18 protein-coding genes and 5 pseudogenes are annotated in these 17,516 nt (G+C 57.1%); 13 read left to right on the top strand and 10 right to left on the bottom strand.

From position 1 onward, the window contains the following. The first annotated feature begins 20 nt into the window (after nt 1–20). The gene (locus ACM561_RS12315) at nt 21–695 is read left to right on the top strand and encodes a hypothetical protein (protein WP_425905401.1); all 675 of its coding nucleotides are present in this window, start codon (nt 21–23) and stop codon (nt 693–695) included. Between the two features lie 266 nt (nt 696–961). After that, nucleotides 962–1,489 (top strand): hypothetical protein, encoded by a 528-nt coding sequence (locus ACM561_RS12310; RefSeq protein ID WP_425905400.1) that lies wholly within the window; start codon nt 962–964, stop codon nt 1,487–1,489. Nucleotides 1,490–1,754: 265 nt separating this feature from the next. Here the strand turns inward: ACM561_RS12310 and ACM561_RS12305 are convergent, their stop codons facing one another. From ACM561_RS12305 to ACM561_RS12295, 3 genes and pseudogenes are all read right to left on the bottom strand, one after another. Continuing rightward, nucleotides 1,755–1,883: a hypothetical protein gene (locus tag ACM561_RS12305; RefSeq protein WP_425905399.1), complete on the bottom strand. Its 129-nt coding sequence runs from the start codon at nt 1,881–1,883 to the stop codon at nt 1,755–1,757. Between the two features lie 118 nt (nt 1,884–2,001). Then, nucleotides 2,002–3,353, bottom strand: a protein-coding gene (locus tag ACM561_RS12300) for an IS3 family transposase (RefSeq protein ID WP_425905397.1) whose coding sequence is annotated in 2 segments (ribosomal slippage) — nt 2,002–3,017 and nt 3,017–3,353 — 1,353 coding nt in all. Because the reading frame shifts where the segments join, the coding sequence is not laid out codon by codon here. A gap of 83 nt (nt 3,354–3,436) precedes the next feature. Further along, nucleotides 3,437–4,258: pseudogene (locus ACM561_RS12295) on the bottom strand (FAD-dependent oxidoreductase); the annotation flags it as partial. 576 nt (nt 4,259–4,834) lie between these two features. Here ACM561_RS12295 and ACM561_RS12290 point away from each other — a divergent pair. Next, nucleotides 4,835–5,461 (top strand): glutathione S-transferase family protein, encoded by a 627-nt coding sequence (locus ACM561_RS12290; RefSeq protein WP_425905395.1) that lies wholly within the window; start codon nt 4,835–4,837, stop codon nt 5,459–5,461. After that, a complete protein-coding gene (locus ACM561_RS12285; RefSeq protein WP_425905394.1) occupies nt 5,458–6,444 on the top strand; it encodes a DUF5996 family protein in 987 nt (328 codons plus the stop codon). Before ACM561_RS12290 ends, ACM561_RS12285 begins: the two co-directional genes overlap by 4 nt. Before the next feature lie 141 nt (nt 6,445–6,585). Here ACM561_RS12285 and ACM561_RS12280 read toward each other — a convergent pair. Continuing rightward, nucleotides 6,586–7,293 (bottom strand): annotated as a pseudogene (locus tag ACM561_RS12280) (transposase); the annotation flags it as partial. 463 nt (nt 7,294–7,756) lie between these two features. On the opposite strand from ACM561_RS12280, the gene ACM561_RS12275 reads away from it, so the two are divergent. Beyond that, complete coding sequence (locus ACM561_RS12275) at nt 7,757–7,984, top strand: hypothetical protein (RefSeq protein WP_425905393.1); 228 nt, start codon at nt 7,757–7,759, stop codon at nt 7,982–7,984. Between the two features lie 147 nt (nt 7,985–8,131). On the opposite strand, the gene ACM561_RS12270 is transcribed toward ACM561_RS12275, so the two are convergent. Together ACM561_RS12270 and ACM561_RS12265 are read right to left on the bottom strand one after the other, a co-directional pair. Next, a complete protein-coding gene (locus tag ACM561_RS12270; protein ID WP_425905392.1) occupies nt 8,132–8,644 on the bottom strand; it encodes an integrase core domain-containing protein in 513 nt (170 codons plus the stop codon). 39 nt (nt 8,645–8,683) lie between these two features. Further along, a complete protein-coding gene (locus ACM561_RS12265; protein WP_425905391.1) occupies nt 8,684–9,043 on the bottom strand; it encodes a hypothetical protein in 360 nt (119 codons plus the stop codon). A 662-nt stretch (nt 9,044–9,705) separates the two neighbouring features. Here ACM561_RS12265 and ACM561_RS12260 point away from each other — a divergent pair. Both ACM561_RS12260 and ACM561_RS12255 read left to right on the top strand, forming a co-directional pair. Continuing rightward, a complete protein-coding gene (locus tag ACM561_RS12260; protein ID WP_425905390.1) occupies nt 9,706–10,176 on the top strand; it encodes an aminoacyl-tRNA deacylase in 471 nt (156 codons plus the stop codon). A gap of 450 nt (nt 10,177–10,626) precedes the next feature. Continuing rightward, nucleotides 10,627–11,643: pseudogene (locus tag ACM561_RS12255) on the top strand (IS110 family transposase). A 191-nt stretch (nt 11,644–11,834) separates the two neighbouring features. On the opposite strand, the gene ACM561_RS12250 reads toward ACM561_RS12255, so the two are convergent. Further along, nucleotides 11,835–11,993, bottom strand: coding sequence for a hypothetical protein (locus ACM561_RS12250; RefSeq protein WP_425905388.1), 159 nt, complete (start codon nt 11,991–11,993; stop codon nt 11,835–11,837). 446 nt (nt 11,994–12,439) lie between these two features. Between ACM561_RS12250 and ACM561_RS12245 the strand changes: the two genes are divergently transcribed. Both ACM561_RS12245 and ACM561_RS12240 read left to right on the top strand, forming a co-directional pair. Continuing rightward, complete coding sequence (locus ACM561_RS12245) at nt 12,440–13,231, top strand: hypothetical protein (protein ID WP_425905386.1); 792 nt, start codon at nt 12,440–12,442, stop codon at nt 13,229–13,231. A 367-nt stretch (nt 13,232–13,598) separates the two neighbouring features. Further along, the gene (locus ACM561_RS12240) at nt 13,599–13,922 is read left to right on the top strand and encodes a hypothetical protein (protein WP_425905385.1); all 324 of its coding nucleotides are present in this window, start codon (nt 13,599–13,601) and stop codon (nt 13,920–13,922) included. A gap of 202 nt (nt 13,923–14,124) precedes the next feature. Here ACM561_RS12240 and ACM561_RS12235 read toward each other — a convergent pair. After that, nucleotides 14,125–14,235: pseudogene (locus ACM561_RS12235) on the bottom strand (transposase); the annotation flags it as partial. Nucleotides 14,236–14,320: 85 nt separating this feature from the next. On the opposite strand from ACM561_RS12235, the gene ACM561_RS12230 reads away from it, so the two are divergent. Together ACM561_RS12230 and ACM561_RS12225 are read left to right on the top strand one after the other, a co-directional pair. Continuing rightward, complete coding sequence (locus tag ACM561_RS12230) at nt 14,321–14,941, top strand: hypothetical protein (RefSeq protein ID WP_425905383.1); 621 nt, start codon at nt 14,321–14,323, stop codon at nt 14,939–14,941. Between the two features lie 57 nt (nt 14,942–14,998). After that, nucleotides 14,999–15,136, top strand: a pseudogene (locus ACM561_RS12225) (transposase); the annotation flags it as partial. Between the two features lie 107 nt (nt 15,137–15,243). Here ACM561_RS12225 and ACM561_RS12220 read toward each other — a convergent pair. Together ACM561_RS12220 and ACM561_RS12215 are read right to left on the bottom strand one after the other, a co-directional pair. Next, complete coding sequence (locus ACM561_RS12220; RefSeq protein WP_425905381.1) at nt 15,244–15,588, bottom strand: cupin; 345 nt, start codon at nt 15,586–15,588, stop codon at nt 15,244–15,246. 62 nt (nt 15,589–15,650) lie between these two features. Further along, nucleotides 15,651–15,827 (bottom strand): hypothetical protein, encoded by a 177-nt coding sequence (locus ACM561_RS12215; protein WP_425905380.1) that lies wholly within the window; start codon nt 15,825–15,827, stop codon nt 15,651–15,653. A gap of 219 nt (nt 15,828–16,046) precedes the next feature. Here ACM561_RS12215 and ACM561_RS12210 point away from each other — a divergent pair, with 219 nt between their 5' ends. Together ACM561_RS12210 and ACM561_RS12205 are read left to right on the top strand one after the other, a co-directional pair. Further along, nucleotides 16,047–17,012, top strand: coding sequence for an IS481 family transposase (locus ACM561_RS12210; RefSeq protein WP_425905378.1), 966 nt, complete (start codon nt 16,047–16,049; stop codon nt 17,010–17,012). Further along, complete coding sequence (locus tag ACM561_RS12205; RefSeq protein WP_425905376.1) at nt 16,943–17,515, top strand: hypothetical protein; 573 nt, start codon at nt 16,943–16,945, stop codon at nt 17,513–17,515. The genes ACM561_RS12210 and ACM561_RS12205 overlap by 70 nt, the downstream gene beginning before the upstream one ends. Nucleotide 17,516 lies beyond the last annotated feature (1 nt).

Raw genomic sequence — 17,516 nt, 5'->3', positions numbered from 1 at the left:
CGCCCTCCGTGGGGTTCAGAATGCCCGAAAAAATTGCCTTCAACATGGACCAGCTTCCTGGGTCAGGATCAGTAGGAGGTTACATTTATCTGCAGCCCTACTCCTCAAACCGATTTCGATTGACCGTTGAGGTTGACACACCGGACGGTTTGAAATCCGGATCTAGCGTAATTGAAACCGCCAGCTGGGAAAGCGGTGGGCTGCCCGACGCTAGAGGGGTGCGGTCGACCGTGAAGGGGGAGGCAATCTTTGTTGACCTTGGTCACGGCAAAAATCTTATCGCCATTCTAGGCTGGGGAAAGCTTGGTGAGGATGAAAGCAAGATATTTTATCTGACGAGGGCTGCTCTCGCACCAAACCGCAAGGTCGAATGGAAAGATGAACACAAACTCAAGGGCCGAGGTGATCTTCCGTCGTCATTTTTTCCTACGCTGATTACGTTTAGTGATTTGGGAGATCCTGCCACCGCGAAAGTCGTGAGCCCAGCCGAGTTGGCTGCAACATTCGGACCTGGATACTCCCTTCGACGAATGACTCTGGAAACCACAAGTACTCCTGTCACACGCGGGATCGAAAAGAAACTGCTGTGGTGGTCGTTGCCTGGCCGTCCTGCGTCGATAGCAAAACGAGCTTGGCGTGAAGGGGTGAGGACGGGTGTCTCACAAGTGCCTGAGGATCTCTTTCAGAAAGGATGAGAACATGGCTCTCTCAACGGATCCACTTTTTGCCGCCATCCTCGCGATGGATTCTTATAATCGGGAAATTCGTCTAGGACTGAACGTCGCTGGCAGTCAGCTCGGGAATGCAACGCTGCTTCACGTTGATCTGCCCGATGGGTCGCCAGAAGAAGGCTTTTTTGCTCAGGCTTACTCCTGGAGTGGAGAAACGGTAATATCCTATCGCGGAACGGATGTGCTTCCTTCATTGAATCCCTCGGAGTTTCCCGCGAACATTCAAGATATTGAAGCTTGGTCAGTCTGGTTTGCTGACAACTACAACGCCGCGCAAGTTCGTCTGGCTGTCGATTTTTTTTCGCACTGTCCAACAGGAAACTGGAGGAACGATCGAAACAACCGGACATTCATTAGGTGGAGCTCTCGCCGGCTTTGTTGCATCGCTGTACGGTCTGGGTGGCACAACATTCGATAATATTGGTTTCCGCGGTGCTGTCGAAAGCCTGTATGATGCCGCCTCGACGAGTGGCCTTCCCTATTCCGATCCCGAAGCGAAGGAGTATTTCTACGGCTCTGGTCAGCCTTGGCAGCCAAATTATTCGGGACTGACACAATTTGCTCTTCAAGGTGACATCGCGGCGGGTGCTCGCTCCGATTTTCCTCAGACGATAGCCGTTGCAAGCGACCTGACCTTGGATGGGATATCGGCCCATAGTCAGGCACGTCCATTTGGTAAAAACCGCGCGAACCCGCCCAGTCTCAGCTCAAATACGGACAGAACCGTCTGGCATAGGCAAGAAAGCGTTCCGCCATAGGTGGTTTGCGATCATTGCCGGGGAGGCGCTTATAATGACTGTCGTATGCGCCGTTCATTGGACTCCTCCGAATGGCCAATCGAGCAAGTTGGAGCGCGCATGTATCTCTCAGACGTTGGGGATCGTGCTCAGGGAACTCCCCAGTAGAGTCTCCAGCCCTGCGACGTTAACTGCGAGCAATCGTTGTTGTTTGAGACGAGCCTGTTATCTCAGTGCGTAATCCCCAGAAGCGTTCACCAACGCTTCATGGCGCGTCTGACAAGTTCTATTTTGGCTTCGACGTCTCGCCAGAGACGACCAGTGCTTCCATGCGAGCTGCTTTAACAGCAATGTCGGTCAGATCCTTTCGGCGATAAACACCATTTCCTGCGGCCTTCAGAATCTGTTCGGCCATGAATGCCTTCGTTGAGGAATCTGACTGGATTTGGAGGGCAGCATTGTCCGTCATCAAAACATTTGGCGCAAAGAGCGGCGAGATTTAGCGGAGAGCGGGCCTCATTTGTTGGTTGATGTTAAGCGGCGATTTTGCGGTGGAGCAAGCGCCGATATTTGATTGTCTGTCGTTTGATCCTTTCACGCTGTTTGATGATGGATTGTGCACGTCCGAAGTAGACGTCGGCGGGTGTGACGTTGCCGATGCCCTCGTGATAACGGCGATGATTGTAATGCTCGATGAATGCCTCGATCTGACACTCGAGATCGCCGGGCAGGAAGTAGTTCTCGAGCAGGATGCGGTTCTTGAGGGTTTGATGCCATCGCTCGATCTTGCCTTGGGTTTGCGGATGCAGCGGTGCGCCGCGGATATGGCTCATGCCGTTGGCATCGATCCATTCGGCAAGCTCGGCGGCGATGTAACTGGGACCATTGTCGCTGAGCAGTCTGGGCTTGTGCAACACCTTGGTGTTGTCGCAGCCTGAAGCTGCAAGGGCCAGTTCGAGCGTATCGGTGACGTCCTCGGCGCGCATGGTCGAGCACAGCTTCCAGGCAATGACATATCGAGAGAAGTCATCGAGTACGGTGGACAGATACACCCACCCCCAGCCGATGATCTTGAAGTAGGTGAAGTCGGTCTGCCACATCTGGTTGGGTGCTGTCGTCTTGTCTTTGAACTCATCAGCCGCCTTGACCACAATGAAGGCTGGGCTGGTGATGAGATCGTGGGCCTTGAGCAGGCGATAGACACTGGCTTCGGAGACGAAGTAGCGCTTCTCATCGGTAAAGCGCACTGCCAGTTCGCGCGATGAAAGTTCGGATTGCTCCAGCGCCATCTCGATGATCTGACCCTGGATATCGGCATCGATGCGGTTCCACACGCGACCTGGCCGGGAAGGACGATCTTCCAACGCTTCCGGCCCGCCCTCAAGGTAACGGTCATACCAGCGATAGAAGCTTCGACGTGCAATGCCCAGTTTGTCGAGTGTCTTCTTCGCCGGCAGATGCGATTGCTCGACGAGCCTGATGATCTCAAGCTTTTCGGATGCGGGATATCTCATTCGCCTTCGCCCCCATCCGCGATCATGCTTTTTTTGAGCAGACGGTTCTCCAGCGTCAGATCGGCAACCACCTCCTTCAGGGCATGCGCCTCACGGCGAAGGTCTTGCACTTCACCACTTGTCGCAGCTCGCGCCGTATCACCGGCCAGCCGCCGCTTGCCTGCCTCCATGAACTCCTTCGACCAGACGTAGTAAAGGCTCTGAGCGATCCCTTCCTTGCGGCACAGTTCAGCGATGCTGTCTTCACCGCGCAAGCCATCAAGCACAATCCGGATTTTATCTTCCGCCGAGAAATGGCGCCGGGTGGCGCGGCGAATGTCTTTGACAACCCGTTCGGCAGAACTTTTCCTGCTGCGAGACTTCGTAGTCATGTTCGTTCCTTCGTCATCGACGAGAACCGAACTCTCCTTAAATCATACCTTCAATTCTGTGCCATAGGCGCTGATCCCGGACAGCGGTCGATGCGTATGCTAAGCACATGTACATCATCCCACGACCTCACCTCTTCCATACGTTCGGGCGGCAACGGTGAGATCGCAGCGACGGCTGCACGGAATGCATCCAGCCCCACGGCCTTCACGTCATTGAACGACCCCTTCCGAACAACGTAGCCGCATTGCCAATAGTCGCCGCGGTCGATCATGACGAAGCCTTGCCGCGGTCCGCCATGTCCCATGACGAAGGGTGAATCATCGGGCCAGTGTGAGAGCTTCATCCACAGCACGTCGCGCGGGCTTCCGAAGCGTTCGATCTCGAGGCCTGCCTTTTCCCGCACGATCGAATTGCGTCCGTCGGCTCCGACGACCAACGCTGTCCTGATGTCCAGATCGCCGCTTGGTGTAGCGGCCCGGACTCCGACGATCCGGCCGTCTTCCTCGATAAGCTCTGTCACCGCCGCCTGCATGATCAGCCGGAAATTCGTAAATCTGGACGCCTGCCGCGCGACATAATCGAGAAAATCCCATTGCGGCATGAACGCGATAAAGCGACACCTCGTCGGCAGGCGTGAGAAGTTTGCGATTGTGATGTCCTTGCCGTCGATCTCGGCGTGCAATCTCGGAGCCTGCGTGTGCGGCAGCTTCAGGAGTCCGTCAAGCAGTCCGAGCTCGTGCATGACTTCGAGGGTAGATGGATGGACCGTATCGCCGCGAAAGTCGCGCAGGAAATCGCTGTGCTTCTCCAGGACGGTCACGTCTACGCCCGCGCGCGCAAATAGCAGACCCAACATCAAGCCGGCTGGGCCGGCGCCGACAACGCAGCAGGTTCGATGGGTCATTCCCTGCACCTCCTAAAGGCAGTTTTGAAGATCGGTTGAAAGGGGAGGCGCGCAGGTGAGTTATGATTCAAATTCTTGATTTGGACAGAGCAAAGCCGGTAGGCCGATGGTCCGTATTGCGAACCAAACGCTATCTGTCAACTTGATCGACGAGAAGTGGGACTGCGCCTTTGAAGTGAGTCGTCGCGGCCAGGTACGTGACGCGGGGCATCCATCGCATCCCCACCAACGCTGCCCCGCGAGTGGCCAAGCCGCGGGGGCAGGGCAGGGGGCCTGACGAGCCTGTTAGCTCACAGCCAAACTCGTTGCTCCAGCAACGCCAGTCATTCTGAGCAATCTTGTTGCTCGTCTCGGGTCGTGTGCAAGTTCTACGTCTCATTTGCCACCTTGCCCCTGTGATCGCCTTTCTTTCACATGGATGCGGTGGTTAACTTAAGGGGCAAGCTGTCGTTGGAATTTCGAACGGCGTTTAGCGTAACCGCAGAGTAATGGCTTCGTCGGGATTTTTGGCTCTCGTATACGACCGACTGGCGAAGCCCGCGCATCGAGAACACAAGCACAGAAGGAGAATATCAGATGCCGACTCTCTACACGATGCCTGGCACTTGTTCGCTTTCGCCGAACATCGCTGTCGCCTGGCTCGACGCTCCGGTCGAAATTCTCAACATTCCTTATGGCGACCAGAAAAAGGAATATTATCTCGCCATCAATCCTCGGGGACAGGTGCCGGCGCTGCGCTTCGAAGACGGGGATGTGCTGACCGAGGCGACGGCGATCCTCGCCTGGCTTGGAGCGACCTATGGCAAGGAGAGCTACGCCCCCAGCAGCCGGCTCGGCCGCAAGGAGGCCGAGGCGCTAGCCTACATGAGTTCGGAAGTCCATGCGGCTTATGGCGGTCACTTTAACACCCAAAAATTTGCCGAGAGCGCGGGGGCGCAGGAAGAGGTTAAGCGTAAGACCTATGAGAAACTCGTCGGTCACTACGAGCGGTTGAATGGCGTTCTGAGCGGGAATGGCGGCAAATGGTATCTCGGCCAGCGCTCCTTCGCCGACACCTTTCTCTATGTGCTGACGCGCTGGATCGAGAAGACGCCGCTGTCGATCGGCGATTATCCGCCGCTGAAAGCGTTCCGCGTGCATATGGAAGCGGACGAGGGTGTGAAGCAGGCACTCGCGCGGCAGGCCATGGAGCCCATCGGATGAGCGAGGAAGAAACGGGCTGGCCGGCCTTGCCCTATCGCGATTGGGCCGAAACATGCTCCGCGCTCCATCTGTGGACGCAGATCGTCGGCAAGTACCGGCTCGCGCACACACCCTGGGTTAATCACTCCTGGCACGCCACGCTCTATGTGACGCCGCGCGGTCTGACGACGGGAATGGTGCCCGACGGCAAGTCGGCCATCACCTTGACCTTTGACTTCCACGATCATGCGCTGATCGGCGAAACGGCCGATATGCGCGAGAGCTTTCCGCTGGAGGCAATGTGTGTGGCCGACTTCCTGAGCCGGACGACCACGCTGGTCGAACGGCTTGGCGGGCGGATGAACATTCATGGCGCTCCGAACGAGATTCCCGATGCGAAACCGTTCGCGCAGGACACCGCATTGCGGCCCTACGACCGTAAGGCGGTCGAGCGGTTCCATCGGGCGCTGGTGCAGATCGACCGCGTGTTCGCACGCTTCCGCACCGGGTATCTTGGCAAGGTCTCGCCGGTGCATCTGTTCTGGGGCTCGTTCGATTTGGCTGTGACACGGTTCTCGGGACGCAAAGCACCGCTCCATCCCGGCGGGATTCCCGCGCTTCCGGATTCGATTACCCAGGAAGCCTATAGTCACGAAGTATCCTCGGCTGGATTCTGGCCCGGCGGCGGCGGGGTGGATGAGGCGATGTTCTACTCCTACGCCTATCCGGCGCCCGGGGGCTTCGCCGACCGTTGCGTCAAGCCGGCGGCGGCCCGCTTCGACCAGAAGCTTGGAGAGTTCTTGTTGCCTTATGAGGCGGTGCGGACCAGTGCCGATCCTCAGGAGGACCTCACGAGCTTCCTGCAATCGACGTACGAAGCGGCCGCTGACCTGGCCAAGTGGGACCGGCAGGCGTTCGAATGCGACTTGGGCATCCCACGGATTCCCACTGGTCATTCTGAAGCGCATCACGATCCATCGCCGATCTCCAAAACTCAGCGTTGAAACCCAATTTGCGCTTGCTGACTTCCCAGTTTAGTCCTTGAACGCCTCATCCTCGGAGTCGATTTTTAGCAGTGTCCGTCGTCAGAACATTTGGCGCTGATGGCTGCTCGATTTAGCGGAGTGTCGGCTTTTGGGCTGATGTTAAGCGGCGAGCTTGCGGTGTTGCAAGCGCCGGAGTTGGATTGTCTGTCGTTTGATCCTTTCCCGTTGTTCAATGATGGCTACGGCCCTTCCGAAGTAAACGTCGGCCGGGGTCACGTTGCCGAGGCTCTCGTGATAGCGGCGATGATTGTAGCGCTCGACGAAGGCCTCGATCTGGCGTTCGAGATCGCCAGGAAGGAAGTAGTTTTCGAGCAGGATGCGGTTCTTGAGCGTCTGATGCCAGCGCTCGATCTTGCCCTGCGTCTGGGGATGAAGCGGAGCGCCGCGGACATGACTCATGCCGTTGGCGTCGATCCACTCGGCGAGTTCGGTGGCGATGTAAGACGGGCCATTGTCGCTGAGCAGTTTTGGCTTGTGCAGCACCCTGGCGCTGTCGCAGCCTGAAGCCGTGAGCGCCAGTTCCAGCGTGTCGGTCACGTCCTCGGCGCGCATGGTTGTGCAAATGTAGCGGGAGAAGTCGTCGAGCACGGTCGACAGATAGATCCAGCCCCAGCCGATGATCTTGAAGTAGGTAAAATCTGTCTGCCACATCTCGTTGGGCCGCGTGGTCTTGTCCTTGAACTCGTCGGCGGCCTTGATGACGACGAAGGCCGGGCTGGTGATGAGATCATGGGCCTTGAGCAGGCGATAGACGGTGGCTTCGGACACAAAATAGCGCTTCTCGTCGGTAAAGCGCACCGCCATCTGCGCCACGTGCTGCGCTCGTACATGAGCTACTACAACGGCACGCGCACTCACTTATCATTGAACAAGGACGCGCCGATGTCACGCGCAGCCGAGACATCTGGACGCATTATCTGGCATCCGATCCTGGGCGGACTGCATCATCAATATACCCGGATTTGATTTGCGATAAGGACACGCATTCTCTGTCGCCCGATTCTGGGCGGACTGCACCATCATTATGTTCGGATTTAATTTGCGGTAGGCACAGTATCGATGCCGACGCTCGGCGGCTTGGGATCAGTCGCACGGCTTGGCTGCACGTTGCCGCAAACGGCTTGCTCGCGAAGTAGGGTGCCCGGCTCGGGTCAGCGCAAAATGTCTGACGCCGAAGCCTACATGGCGTTGGCGGTAAACAACGCGCAAAACGAGCTGTCGCTCACCTCCCGCTTCTGGCTTTTTGTTAGCGGCGTGCTATAAAATGCGGATGAGCGAAGAGCCCGACAATGACGACGTCCAACTGGTCGTCCATGAGATGCTGCGCGCCATTCGCCGCAACCAGACTGCTATCCTCACCAAGCTCGATAATATCAGCGAGGAAATTCGCACTATGGAAGTGCGCTTCGGCGCGCTCGAAACTCGTTTTTCAGCCATGGAAAAGCGAATGGCTGGCGTGGAAGTGCGGCTCGATCGAATAGTCATTCCACGAATGTAGCTTATCGGTCGGCCAGCCATTGGGATCGCAGCCAGCCGGGTTGCCGTAAATGGCGCGGAAGTCGTCCTTCATGAACTCGGCCATCTGTAGCCGCTGACCGACGTGCTTGCCTTCCGGCAGGAAGAGATAGCTGTGTGTACCGAAAACTTAAACACGGGCGTAGCGGTAATGCAGCCCGCCCAGAATGGCGTGTGAACAAATGACACCGGTTCGGTAAACCGGCCTGGAAGCCGGCGCATCCTTGTCCAAAGATCGATGGGTTCTGACACGGTTGTAATGGTTGGCATAAAATTTGAGTACCGGGCGCAGATGCACCTCTCCCAGGACAATGATGTGGTCCACACACTCACGCCGGATCGATCCGATCAGCCGTTCGGCAAAGCCATTTTGCCAAGGTGAAGCTGCTGCGGTGGGCTTGTCTCGGATGCCCATGGCGCGCAATTGGCGGGTGACGACCGCGCCATAGATTTGATCCCGATCGCGGATCAGGTATTTTGGGGCATCATCCCAAGGGAAGGCCTCCGTGATCTGACGCGCAATCCACTCCGCCGTGGGGTTTGTTGTGACGTTGATCCAGACGAGGTCTCTGCGATCGAGCCGGACGATGACGAAGGCATAGAGCAGGTCGAAACCGATCGTCGGGACAACGAACAAGTCCATACGGCAATATCCGGCGCGTGATTACGCAGAAAAAGTCCGCTACCCTTGGCTTGGCGGTCCTCGCCGTTTGACCATGTACTTGGCGACGCTTGATTGCGCGACCTCAAACCCGAGCTTGAGCAGTTCGCCGTGGATGCGGGGCGCGCCCCAAAGCGGATTTTCGACGCTCATCCGCCGGATCAATACGCGTAGCTCCGCGTCGATCCGCGGGCGCCCTCCCTGCGGGCGCGACTTCCAACGCCAATAGCGGCGAAAGCCAGCCCGATGCCAACGCACCAGCGTCTCGGGCCGGATGATGGTGAGAACCTGCAGGATTGACGGAAACCAGCGATACAGCTGGACAAAGAACCAGCGATCGCTGTTTGCGAGTCGAACACGGCCCCGCGACTTGCGCCGCAAAACAATCAACTGATGTCGAAGCGCGCCGCGTTCTCAGCTTCAAGCCGCAACTTCGACTTGAATGGCGAGGTCAGGACGGCCAAAGCGAAACAGAGCAGCCCGATCATTTCGCCAGTTTAGGCGATTCCGTCACCTCATCAACTCGGATGAGGTTTTCGGCACACACAGGAGTGCCTTGACTACGTTGTTGTGCTTGGCGAGCGGCATCTTCGTCATGTGCTGCAGTCGTATATAAATTATTATAATGAGACGCGCACGCACCTATCCTTGGATAAGGATGCGCCGGTATCGCGCGCCGTCGACCGCGCTGGGCACATTCTTTGTCGTTCAATTCTCGGCGGATTGCACCACCAATATGTCCGGACGGATTCGATTTGCGATAAGAAAGGTCAGATCCTGATCAAATCTCTTCGGGCGCGCGACCATACGATTTTGCACGATTTCGCCGCCGCGGATTTGCGGCCGCCGCAGCATGTTGGATGGTTCCAATCCGCCGCGCGACGACGGCCTTTGGCCGAAGGATGATTGGCCGACGAAATCCGCGCATTGTCGCGGGCTCCCGACAGGCGTATCCTCAGCCAAGCTACAATCGCCCGCATCGTGAGGCGACGGCGCGAGTTCCTCCCGGTGTGCGGATTGCCCATTGCAATGGAGGAACCGACATGACCATCGCTCCGACCCTGCAGAAATACCTTGATCAAACCGTCACCTACGAGCAGATCTCACACGATCCCACTATGTCGTCGACGCGCACCGCCGAAGCCTGCAACGTGCCGGGTGACTATCTGGCCAAGGGCGTCGTGCTGCGCCGCAACGGCGGCTACCTGCTGGCAGTCCTTCCGGCCTCGCACCACCACATCCGCCTGTCGACTTTGAAAATGCAGCTCGGTGACAAGGTCGCTCTGGCGAGTGAAGACGAGATCGTGCAGCTGTTTTGCGACTGCGAACGTGGGGCCGTTCCACCGGTTGGCGAGTGCTACGGGCTCGACGTCATCGTCGACGACAGCATCGAGGCGCAGCGCGAGATTTACATAGAGGGCGGCGATCACGCCACGCTCATCCATCTGGGCCGCGGGGAATTTGCACGGTTGACCGCGGATGCGTGGCACGGCCATTTCACCTCGCACGATTGAGGCCCGCGCGATTGCGCTGGTGTTTCTCAAGTCCGCCGCCCGCTCAAGCGGAGTCCTGCTGAACGCGATCAGCCTGCGGGAGAGATAGGCGCAATGGTACGGATCTCTATGATGCCCGGTCGGTTATAGAACCCGGGCGAGGGCATTGTCACGTTAGCGGATGATAGGCGCGACAAAATCCAGCATTCAATCGCGATCTACAATGGCACGCGCACCCATTTGTCATTGAACAAGGACGCGCCGATGTCACGGGCCGCCGAGACAGCTGGACGCATTCTCTGCCATCCGATCCTGGGCGGACTGCACCATCAATATGTCCGGATTTGATTTGCGGTAGGCACAGGTACCGGGCGGGATCGTCGACGCCGATGCCCACGAACCATCTAATGGGACGGACGGCTCTCCCTCCACCATTCAGGCTGAGAGCCTGCAACAGCAAGGAGAGCTGCAATGACCGTCGAGACACTGGGCATCGATATCGCCAAGAACGTGTTTCTACTTCACGGGGTCAATCATCATGGCTGCGTTGTGCTGAAGCGGCGGGTGATGCGCGATCGGCTTCTCGACATTGTTGCAAAGGTCGAGCGCTGCACGATCGTGGTCGAAGCATGCACGGGCGCGTTCTGCTGGGCTCGTAAGTTTGAGGCACTCGGCCACCAGGTAAAGATCATCAGCACGCAATATGTGAAGCCGTTTGTGCGCCGGCAGAAGAACGATGGCAACGACGCTGAGGCGATCTGCACCGCCGCACGCCAACCGCACATTCCGCTCGTCCCAAAGAAGACGATCGAGCAGCAGGACATCCAAGCCCTGCATCGCGCTCGCCAGCGCATGGTCAATCATCGCACCGCTGTGGTCAGCCAAATCCGAGGTCTCTTGCTCGATCGAGGCTTCGGCATTGCCAAGAGCATTACCCGCGCCCGCCGGGTGGTTCCGGAGATCCTATCGGATCTCGAGAACGAACTGACGCCGTTGGCGCGGGAGGCAGTCGCTGAACTGCATGATCTGTTCCTAGATATCGACCGCCGTATCGCGATCTTCGACAAGAGGATCGATGCGGTTTTCTGCGGCAGCGAGCGTTGCCAGCGCATCGCGACGATCTAAGGTGTTGGACCTAAGACCGCCACGGCAATCGTCGCCGCCATCGGAGACGGCGCGGAATTCAAGAACGGCCGTCATCTTGCCGCCTGGATTGGTCTCGTGTCACGGCAATTCTCCAGTGGCGATCGCACCACGTTAATGGGCATCTCCAAGCGCGGGAGCCAGCACCTGCGCAGCTTGCTCGTTCATGGCGCCAGAGCTGTGGTCCGGACGGCGCCATCCAAGACAGACCATAATAATCAATGGGTCAATCAGCTTCAGGAGCGGCGCGGCTTCAACCGTGCCACGGTGGCGGTCGCCAACAAGAATGCACGGATCATCTGGGCTGTGCTTCGAACCGGCGAACCGTACCGCGCCGCTTTCTGAGGACCCACCTGGAGATTGCGAGACGACGGAGAAATGAGCTGCACAGGTCGGACCGGCGCGCCAAGAGCCTGACTTTTATCGAGGCCCTCGTGGCCTACCAGTTGTAGAGGCGGGCGCGAGCGGATTCCCCATCTGGGCGCCCTGATCACTGCGGGCGACGCCGGATAGATGTTTGCAACGGGCCAAGCAGATCAGATCAAAATCGACTTGCAACGGGAGAGCCGTCCATAGAGGTAGAAACTGGCTCTAGCGACGCCGAAATACCGGCAGGCCTTGCCGACATCGCCAATCTTGTCAGCGTGCTGGAGCACCCGCAGCTTGTAGCCCACATCTCGCCGAAACTTGTGCATCCCGATCATCCTTCCTGCCATTGAGGCTCAAGAGAAAGGATGTCTCGCAAGTCCGTACATTCCTACAATCTATTGTTGGACAAGGATGCGCCCCTATCGCGCACGGTTCAGAGAGCGGGGCGTGTTTTTCGCCTTCCAATCCTGGGCGGGCTGCATCACCAATATGGATTTGATTTGCGATAGGCACAGCCTAGCTGTCGCTACCGGTAGATCCTCTTGATCTGGATCAAATGCTACGGGCCGGAACGTGGCATTTGTTTGAACAGCGATCTCGGGCGGCGGCCGATGCCACAGCCCGAGAATCAAGGATATCCTAATGGCTATTGGCGCGACCAAGACGAAAAGTTTCGCAGTGGGGGCGCTGGCCGCTTTGGCTGCATCGGCAGCGTCCATCGATATTGCTCGTGAGTCCGACTTCAAATTCGAATCAACACGAGGGAATTGCGATGAAACATTTGCGCCTTGCTAAACTCTCGTCGGCGCTGTTGGGATTAGCCTATTGGCTCGGCCCCGCGGGTGCCGATCCTTCGCTCGCGCAGGCGACGAAACCCGAGGTCATAAAGACCGAATATCAATACGCCGCCAAAGTCGTTTGCTCCTTGATGCTCCCGCACCAGGATGGAACGCTTGCGAAGGGCACGTATCGCACCATCGTCAACATGCACAATCCCGGCAATAAGCCGCTCACAATCGCCGCGAAAGTCGCGCTCTCCGCGGATTTCGGCTCCGATCCAGGCCCCTTCAGCGTCACGCCGTTCAAGAAGGCCAAGCTGGCGCCGGACGGGGCCGTGAAATTGAGTTGCTTCGACATTGCGAGCTACTTCTGCCCGATCAATGGCGTGTGCATCGATTTCGCCTTTCTAGAAGGCTTCGTGGTGATCAAGAGCCCCGAGCCGCTGGACGTGGTCTCCGTTTACTCCGCAAGGCACAGCGACGGCGAAGTGGAGACCATGGACGTCGATGCGGTCCAGCCGCGCCAGATACACGAAGCCGTGGAGATCGTTCCCGCCGAACCCAAGCCCGAGATCAAAGAACGCAAAGAATATCCGTCCAAGGAAAGCCCGGCTTATGGCAAAGATTATTCGAAGCAGATGTGCGGCGGCATCGCCGGCATTCCCTGCCCGAAAGACAAGAAGTGCGTGGACGATCCGTCGGATACGTGCGATCCCGCCAAGGGCGGCGCCGACTGCCCCGGCATTTGCGTGAGCGAACCCGCACAAAAACAATTGCGGCCCTGAGGCTTCGTCATAAATACTCCGAACGAGGGCGCGTTTTTCCGCGCCCTCGCGCGCTAGGCGACAAGCTTGAATACCACCTCACGCTATTGGTGATGATGGTCTCATCGATTCTGCCGACGCCCAACCGATGAGCGGGATCGCGTTTCGCAAACTCACATTGGCAGGACACGCTTCCTCGACACGGTTCGCTATCCGAAAATTTGGGCGAAGACGAAGAAGGGAGCAGAAGCGCCTGGAGGCCTCACCTTTGACTTGCCGAAGGACTTGGCCAAGGTGTTTCTTGACTGGTGTGAACAAAGCGAACTCGTAAGAGGCCTGAAGCTTAACGGAATCAAATAATCCACCCCGCGCGGGGAGGCGAGGACGCATGAGCAAAGTCATATTTCTCGATACAGACGCGATACTCAATGCGCTTCGGGCGGGCGAGCAAGTGGGTGACCGAACAGCGATACTCGATGTATGGCAGAGCTACGCTCAGAAAATTGGTGCTCAAATTGAGATTACTGATGTCGTGGCCGAAGAGGCGGGGCTCGATGGTGCTCTGACATTACAGCTGATCGACGACAGGACCGTCCGGCTTGCGCCGGGCATGGCCGTGACGGCGGAAATCAAGACCGGCCAACGACGTGTCATTGAATATCTGTTGTTACCACTGCTGCGCTATCGCTACGACGCCGCGAGGGAAAGGTGATGAATACGAATGCTCCTCGGTCGAGTCTATCTGAGAACGATGCGCGCGGATCTCATCATGGCCTGACTGCAACAGCAGTCCGCTTGCGAAGGCCGGATATATTTACGCAACTGTTTCTTCGTCACGTACAAGGACCTTGCAATGACGGGGCGGATCATACATTTTCTTGAGGTGACGTCCTTCAAGAATCGCATTGTTGAGCATTTGCCAATAGCTTCTTCAGCCGAGCGTTCCCCTTCTCCAGCGCTTTCAGACGACGGCCGTCGAACACATCCATGCCGCCGAACTTCGCTTTGAACTTGTAGAAGGTCGCAGCCTGCTCCTGTGTTGGCGCGAGAATCGAATGCACTAGGCCGCTCCTATAGGAAAGCCCTCCTGAACAGCACGCATGTAACCAAATGACCATCCCATTCGATCCGACCGCCCTCCTTGACATCGCCGACAAACTTGGCCTGCTAGACGGCGTCAAGAAAAAGCTGTTCCGCAATCCGGATGCAGCCGCAGACAAGTTGGCGACCGTGCTCGACGAGCTGTCGAAAATCTATTCGACCCTCGAATCCGAGTTGGTCCGCTTCCTCAGCCTGCATTTCGAACCGGCGGGCAATCTGGCGGCCGAGCGGCAGGTCTTACTCACATTGGAAAGCGGTCAGCTCACGGTTCGAATGGGCGAAGCCCGGGGCCACTGTCACAAGATTTACAACATCTACCAGAAGCACCTCGACCGCTGGTTTCACCGGGTGCTGTCGCCACAGGAGGCGGAAACCATGAAGCGGCTCTTCGAAGCGCTGAGCTATGGCGATTCCCAGATGGATCTAGCCATTCACCGACTGGCCGGCTGGTTGGGTACGGCGGCCAGCGAGACGCTCGATCTCATTGATGCAGGCAAGGTAGCCGAGGCCCAGCAGAACATTCGCACTGCTCGCCGAGAGGTGTTGCCCGCACGCCAGGCTATTACCCAGACCTTGGCCCGTCTGGTTGTTCTTCAAGGCGACTTTGTCTCTGCGTCAGGAACCGATTGACGCAGTAACATTCTCGGTATCCCGCAAAGCTTGCGAGCATATGTATTACGGTTTCTCTATCGCCAACGACACAAGATCGAAAATACGTTCGGCAGGCTCAAGGACTGGCGGCGCATCCACACCCGCTACGACCGATGCGCACATACATTCATGTCTGTCATCTGCATCGCAGCAGCCGTCATCTTTTGGCTCTGATCAATGAGTCCTGACCCTAATACCTACCAATGTTCCGATGATTAGAATTGTTGCCACAACTATCTTCATGTCACCTCATCTTTCATGCCCGCCCTCTTTCCCTTTGATCACTGAGAGGGCCGGAACTTTTCGAGAAGAAAAGAATCGTGAGCAGACGTATCCTCGATTCCCCTGAGCGAGTGCGGGACGTCCCCTTCGAGATACACCCATTGACCTGCCGAAAGTTCAAGTGACGTTTCAGGTAAGCCGAGCAGAGCCCGACCTTCCAGGTAATGCAGCGTGATTGGACCATCAACTTGGTGCGCCTTGATATCCGTGCCAGCGTGAACGATGAGGCGCACGACCTCGAACGCTTCCGATTTTACGACGGCGGTTGTCCGCGCGTCCTTCAGCTTCGGACCCAATGGTGCGAGATCAAAAACTTCCTCGGGACTGGCGTGGTGCATGGCCATTGCGCTCATCTCCCTCTGCCGGATGCAGTAGGTCAGGTATCGACTCGATATTGACCCATATTTTAAGTCACCGAAGTAAAGGCCAAGGCGGCAATCATCCCTCCAAAAGTTAGAACAACCCCGGCGACAAGCATTGGCACTAGGCTCTCACTGGAACGTGGATCAGCTTGCTGGGTGGCGAAGTCTTCGGCGTCCTTTTGCGATTGGGCTGCTTCTTGAACTGGCTTTACGGTAGTCATTGGAAACCTTTCCCGGCCCCTCGTTGGTTTGGTGAGTGCACAAAACCAAAATCGAGGACCGTTCTACCTTCGTGGTTTTGGATGCATAAAAAGAGTGGAGCGATCCGGTACCTATCGGTACTCGTACCGGATCGCGGACCTTGCGGCGAAGGAAGGGACTAGGTGTTTGATCCCGGACTTTGATGGTGCAGTCTTTTCCTTGGAATGGAAGGATGCGCTATGGGCCAAATTCTGCACGGGAGCGCCACAACGACAGAGGCGGTCCGTCGAGCGATACAACATAGTCAAGAGAGCCTGAGGGCACTGGCCAAGCGCTATGGGATAAACCAGAAGACGGTCGCCAAGTGGAAGCAGCGCTCGTCGGTCAGCGATTTGCCGACCGGCCCTAAAGAGCCAAAGTCGACGGTTCTTTCCGTCGAGGACGAGGCGATCGTCGTCGCCTTCCGTCGGCATACGTTACTGCCGCTCGATGATTGCCTCTACGCCTTGCAAGCGACGATCCCGCACCTGACGCGCTCGTCATTACATCGTTGCTTGCAACGGCACGGGATCAGTCGGTTACCCGAGGTTGCGGGCGACAGACCACCAAAGAAGAAGTTCAAGTCTTATCCGATAGGCTTCTTTCACATCGACATCGCCGAAGTGCAGACGGCCGAAGGCAAACTCTATCTGTTCGTCGCTATCGATCGCACGAGCAAATTCGCGTTCGTGCAGTTGGTCGAGAGCGCCAACCGTGTGGCCGCCTCAGACTTCCTGGTCGCGTTGATTGCCGCCGTTCCTTACAAGATTCACACGATCCTGACGGACAACGGCATTCAGTTCCGTTTCGCGCCACGCTACGCCGATGGCCCAACCGCCCGCTACATGACACACATGTTCGACATGCGATGCCGCGAGAACGGCATCGAGCATCGCTTCACCAAAATCAATCATCCGTGGACCAATGGTCAGGTCGAGCGAATGAACCGCACTATCAAGGAAGCCACCGTCAAACGCTATCACTACGACAGCCACTACCAACTGCGACGCCATCTCGCTGATTTCGTCGACGCTTACAATTTCGGTCGAAGGCTGAAAACCCTCAAAGGCCTCACGCCTTACGAGTTCATCTGTAAATGCTGGACAAGCGAACCGAAGCGATTCAAACTAAACCCGCTCCAGAAAATGCCGGGACCAAACAACTAGGACCCTCGCCACGAGTCAAAATCTATACCTCTAAAAAGAAATATCAAGGATATATCTTTATGCCCTGGCCAGTCATGATGGGTGCGAATAACGGCGTTGTTCTCAACGCGGTTTGGAGTAACGGAAAGGTTGTCGGCCTGGATGTTTTGAAGAATGATGCGTTAGGAAACTCTGCGTTCTTCAATGTTCCTGTTCAAGACCTTGGAACGGGCCATGCGTTGCTTGGCGTTCTGAAAGGCGACGACGGGAGAATCTTGGCGGCGCTGCAGCATGGCGTAACAGTAACGCCGGCGTTTGTGCAGTCAGTTTATTCGCCAGCCATGACCTTGCCGCCAGGCACAATGGCGGACAACTCCCACCTCTCTGTCAGCGGCTCCAACTGGTCTTCCGGTGCGCCGACACAGGCGGCTCCGGTGCTAACGGATCCGACCGGGGCGGTGCTGTACGGGATCTATCAGGGCGGCGGCGGCATTCCTGGCGGGTTCGCCCACGATCAACAATGAC

The sequence above is a fragment of the Nitrobacter sp. TKz-YC02 genome (assembly GCF_049852135.1).
GTDB classification, from domain to species: domain Bacteria; phylum Pseudomonadota; class Alphaproteobacteria; order Rhizobiales; family Xanthobacteraceae; genus Nitrobacter; species Nitrobacter vulgaris.
This window is presented reverse-complemented; position numbering and strand designations above follow the sequence as displayed.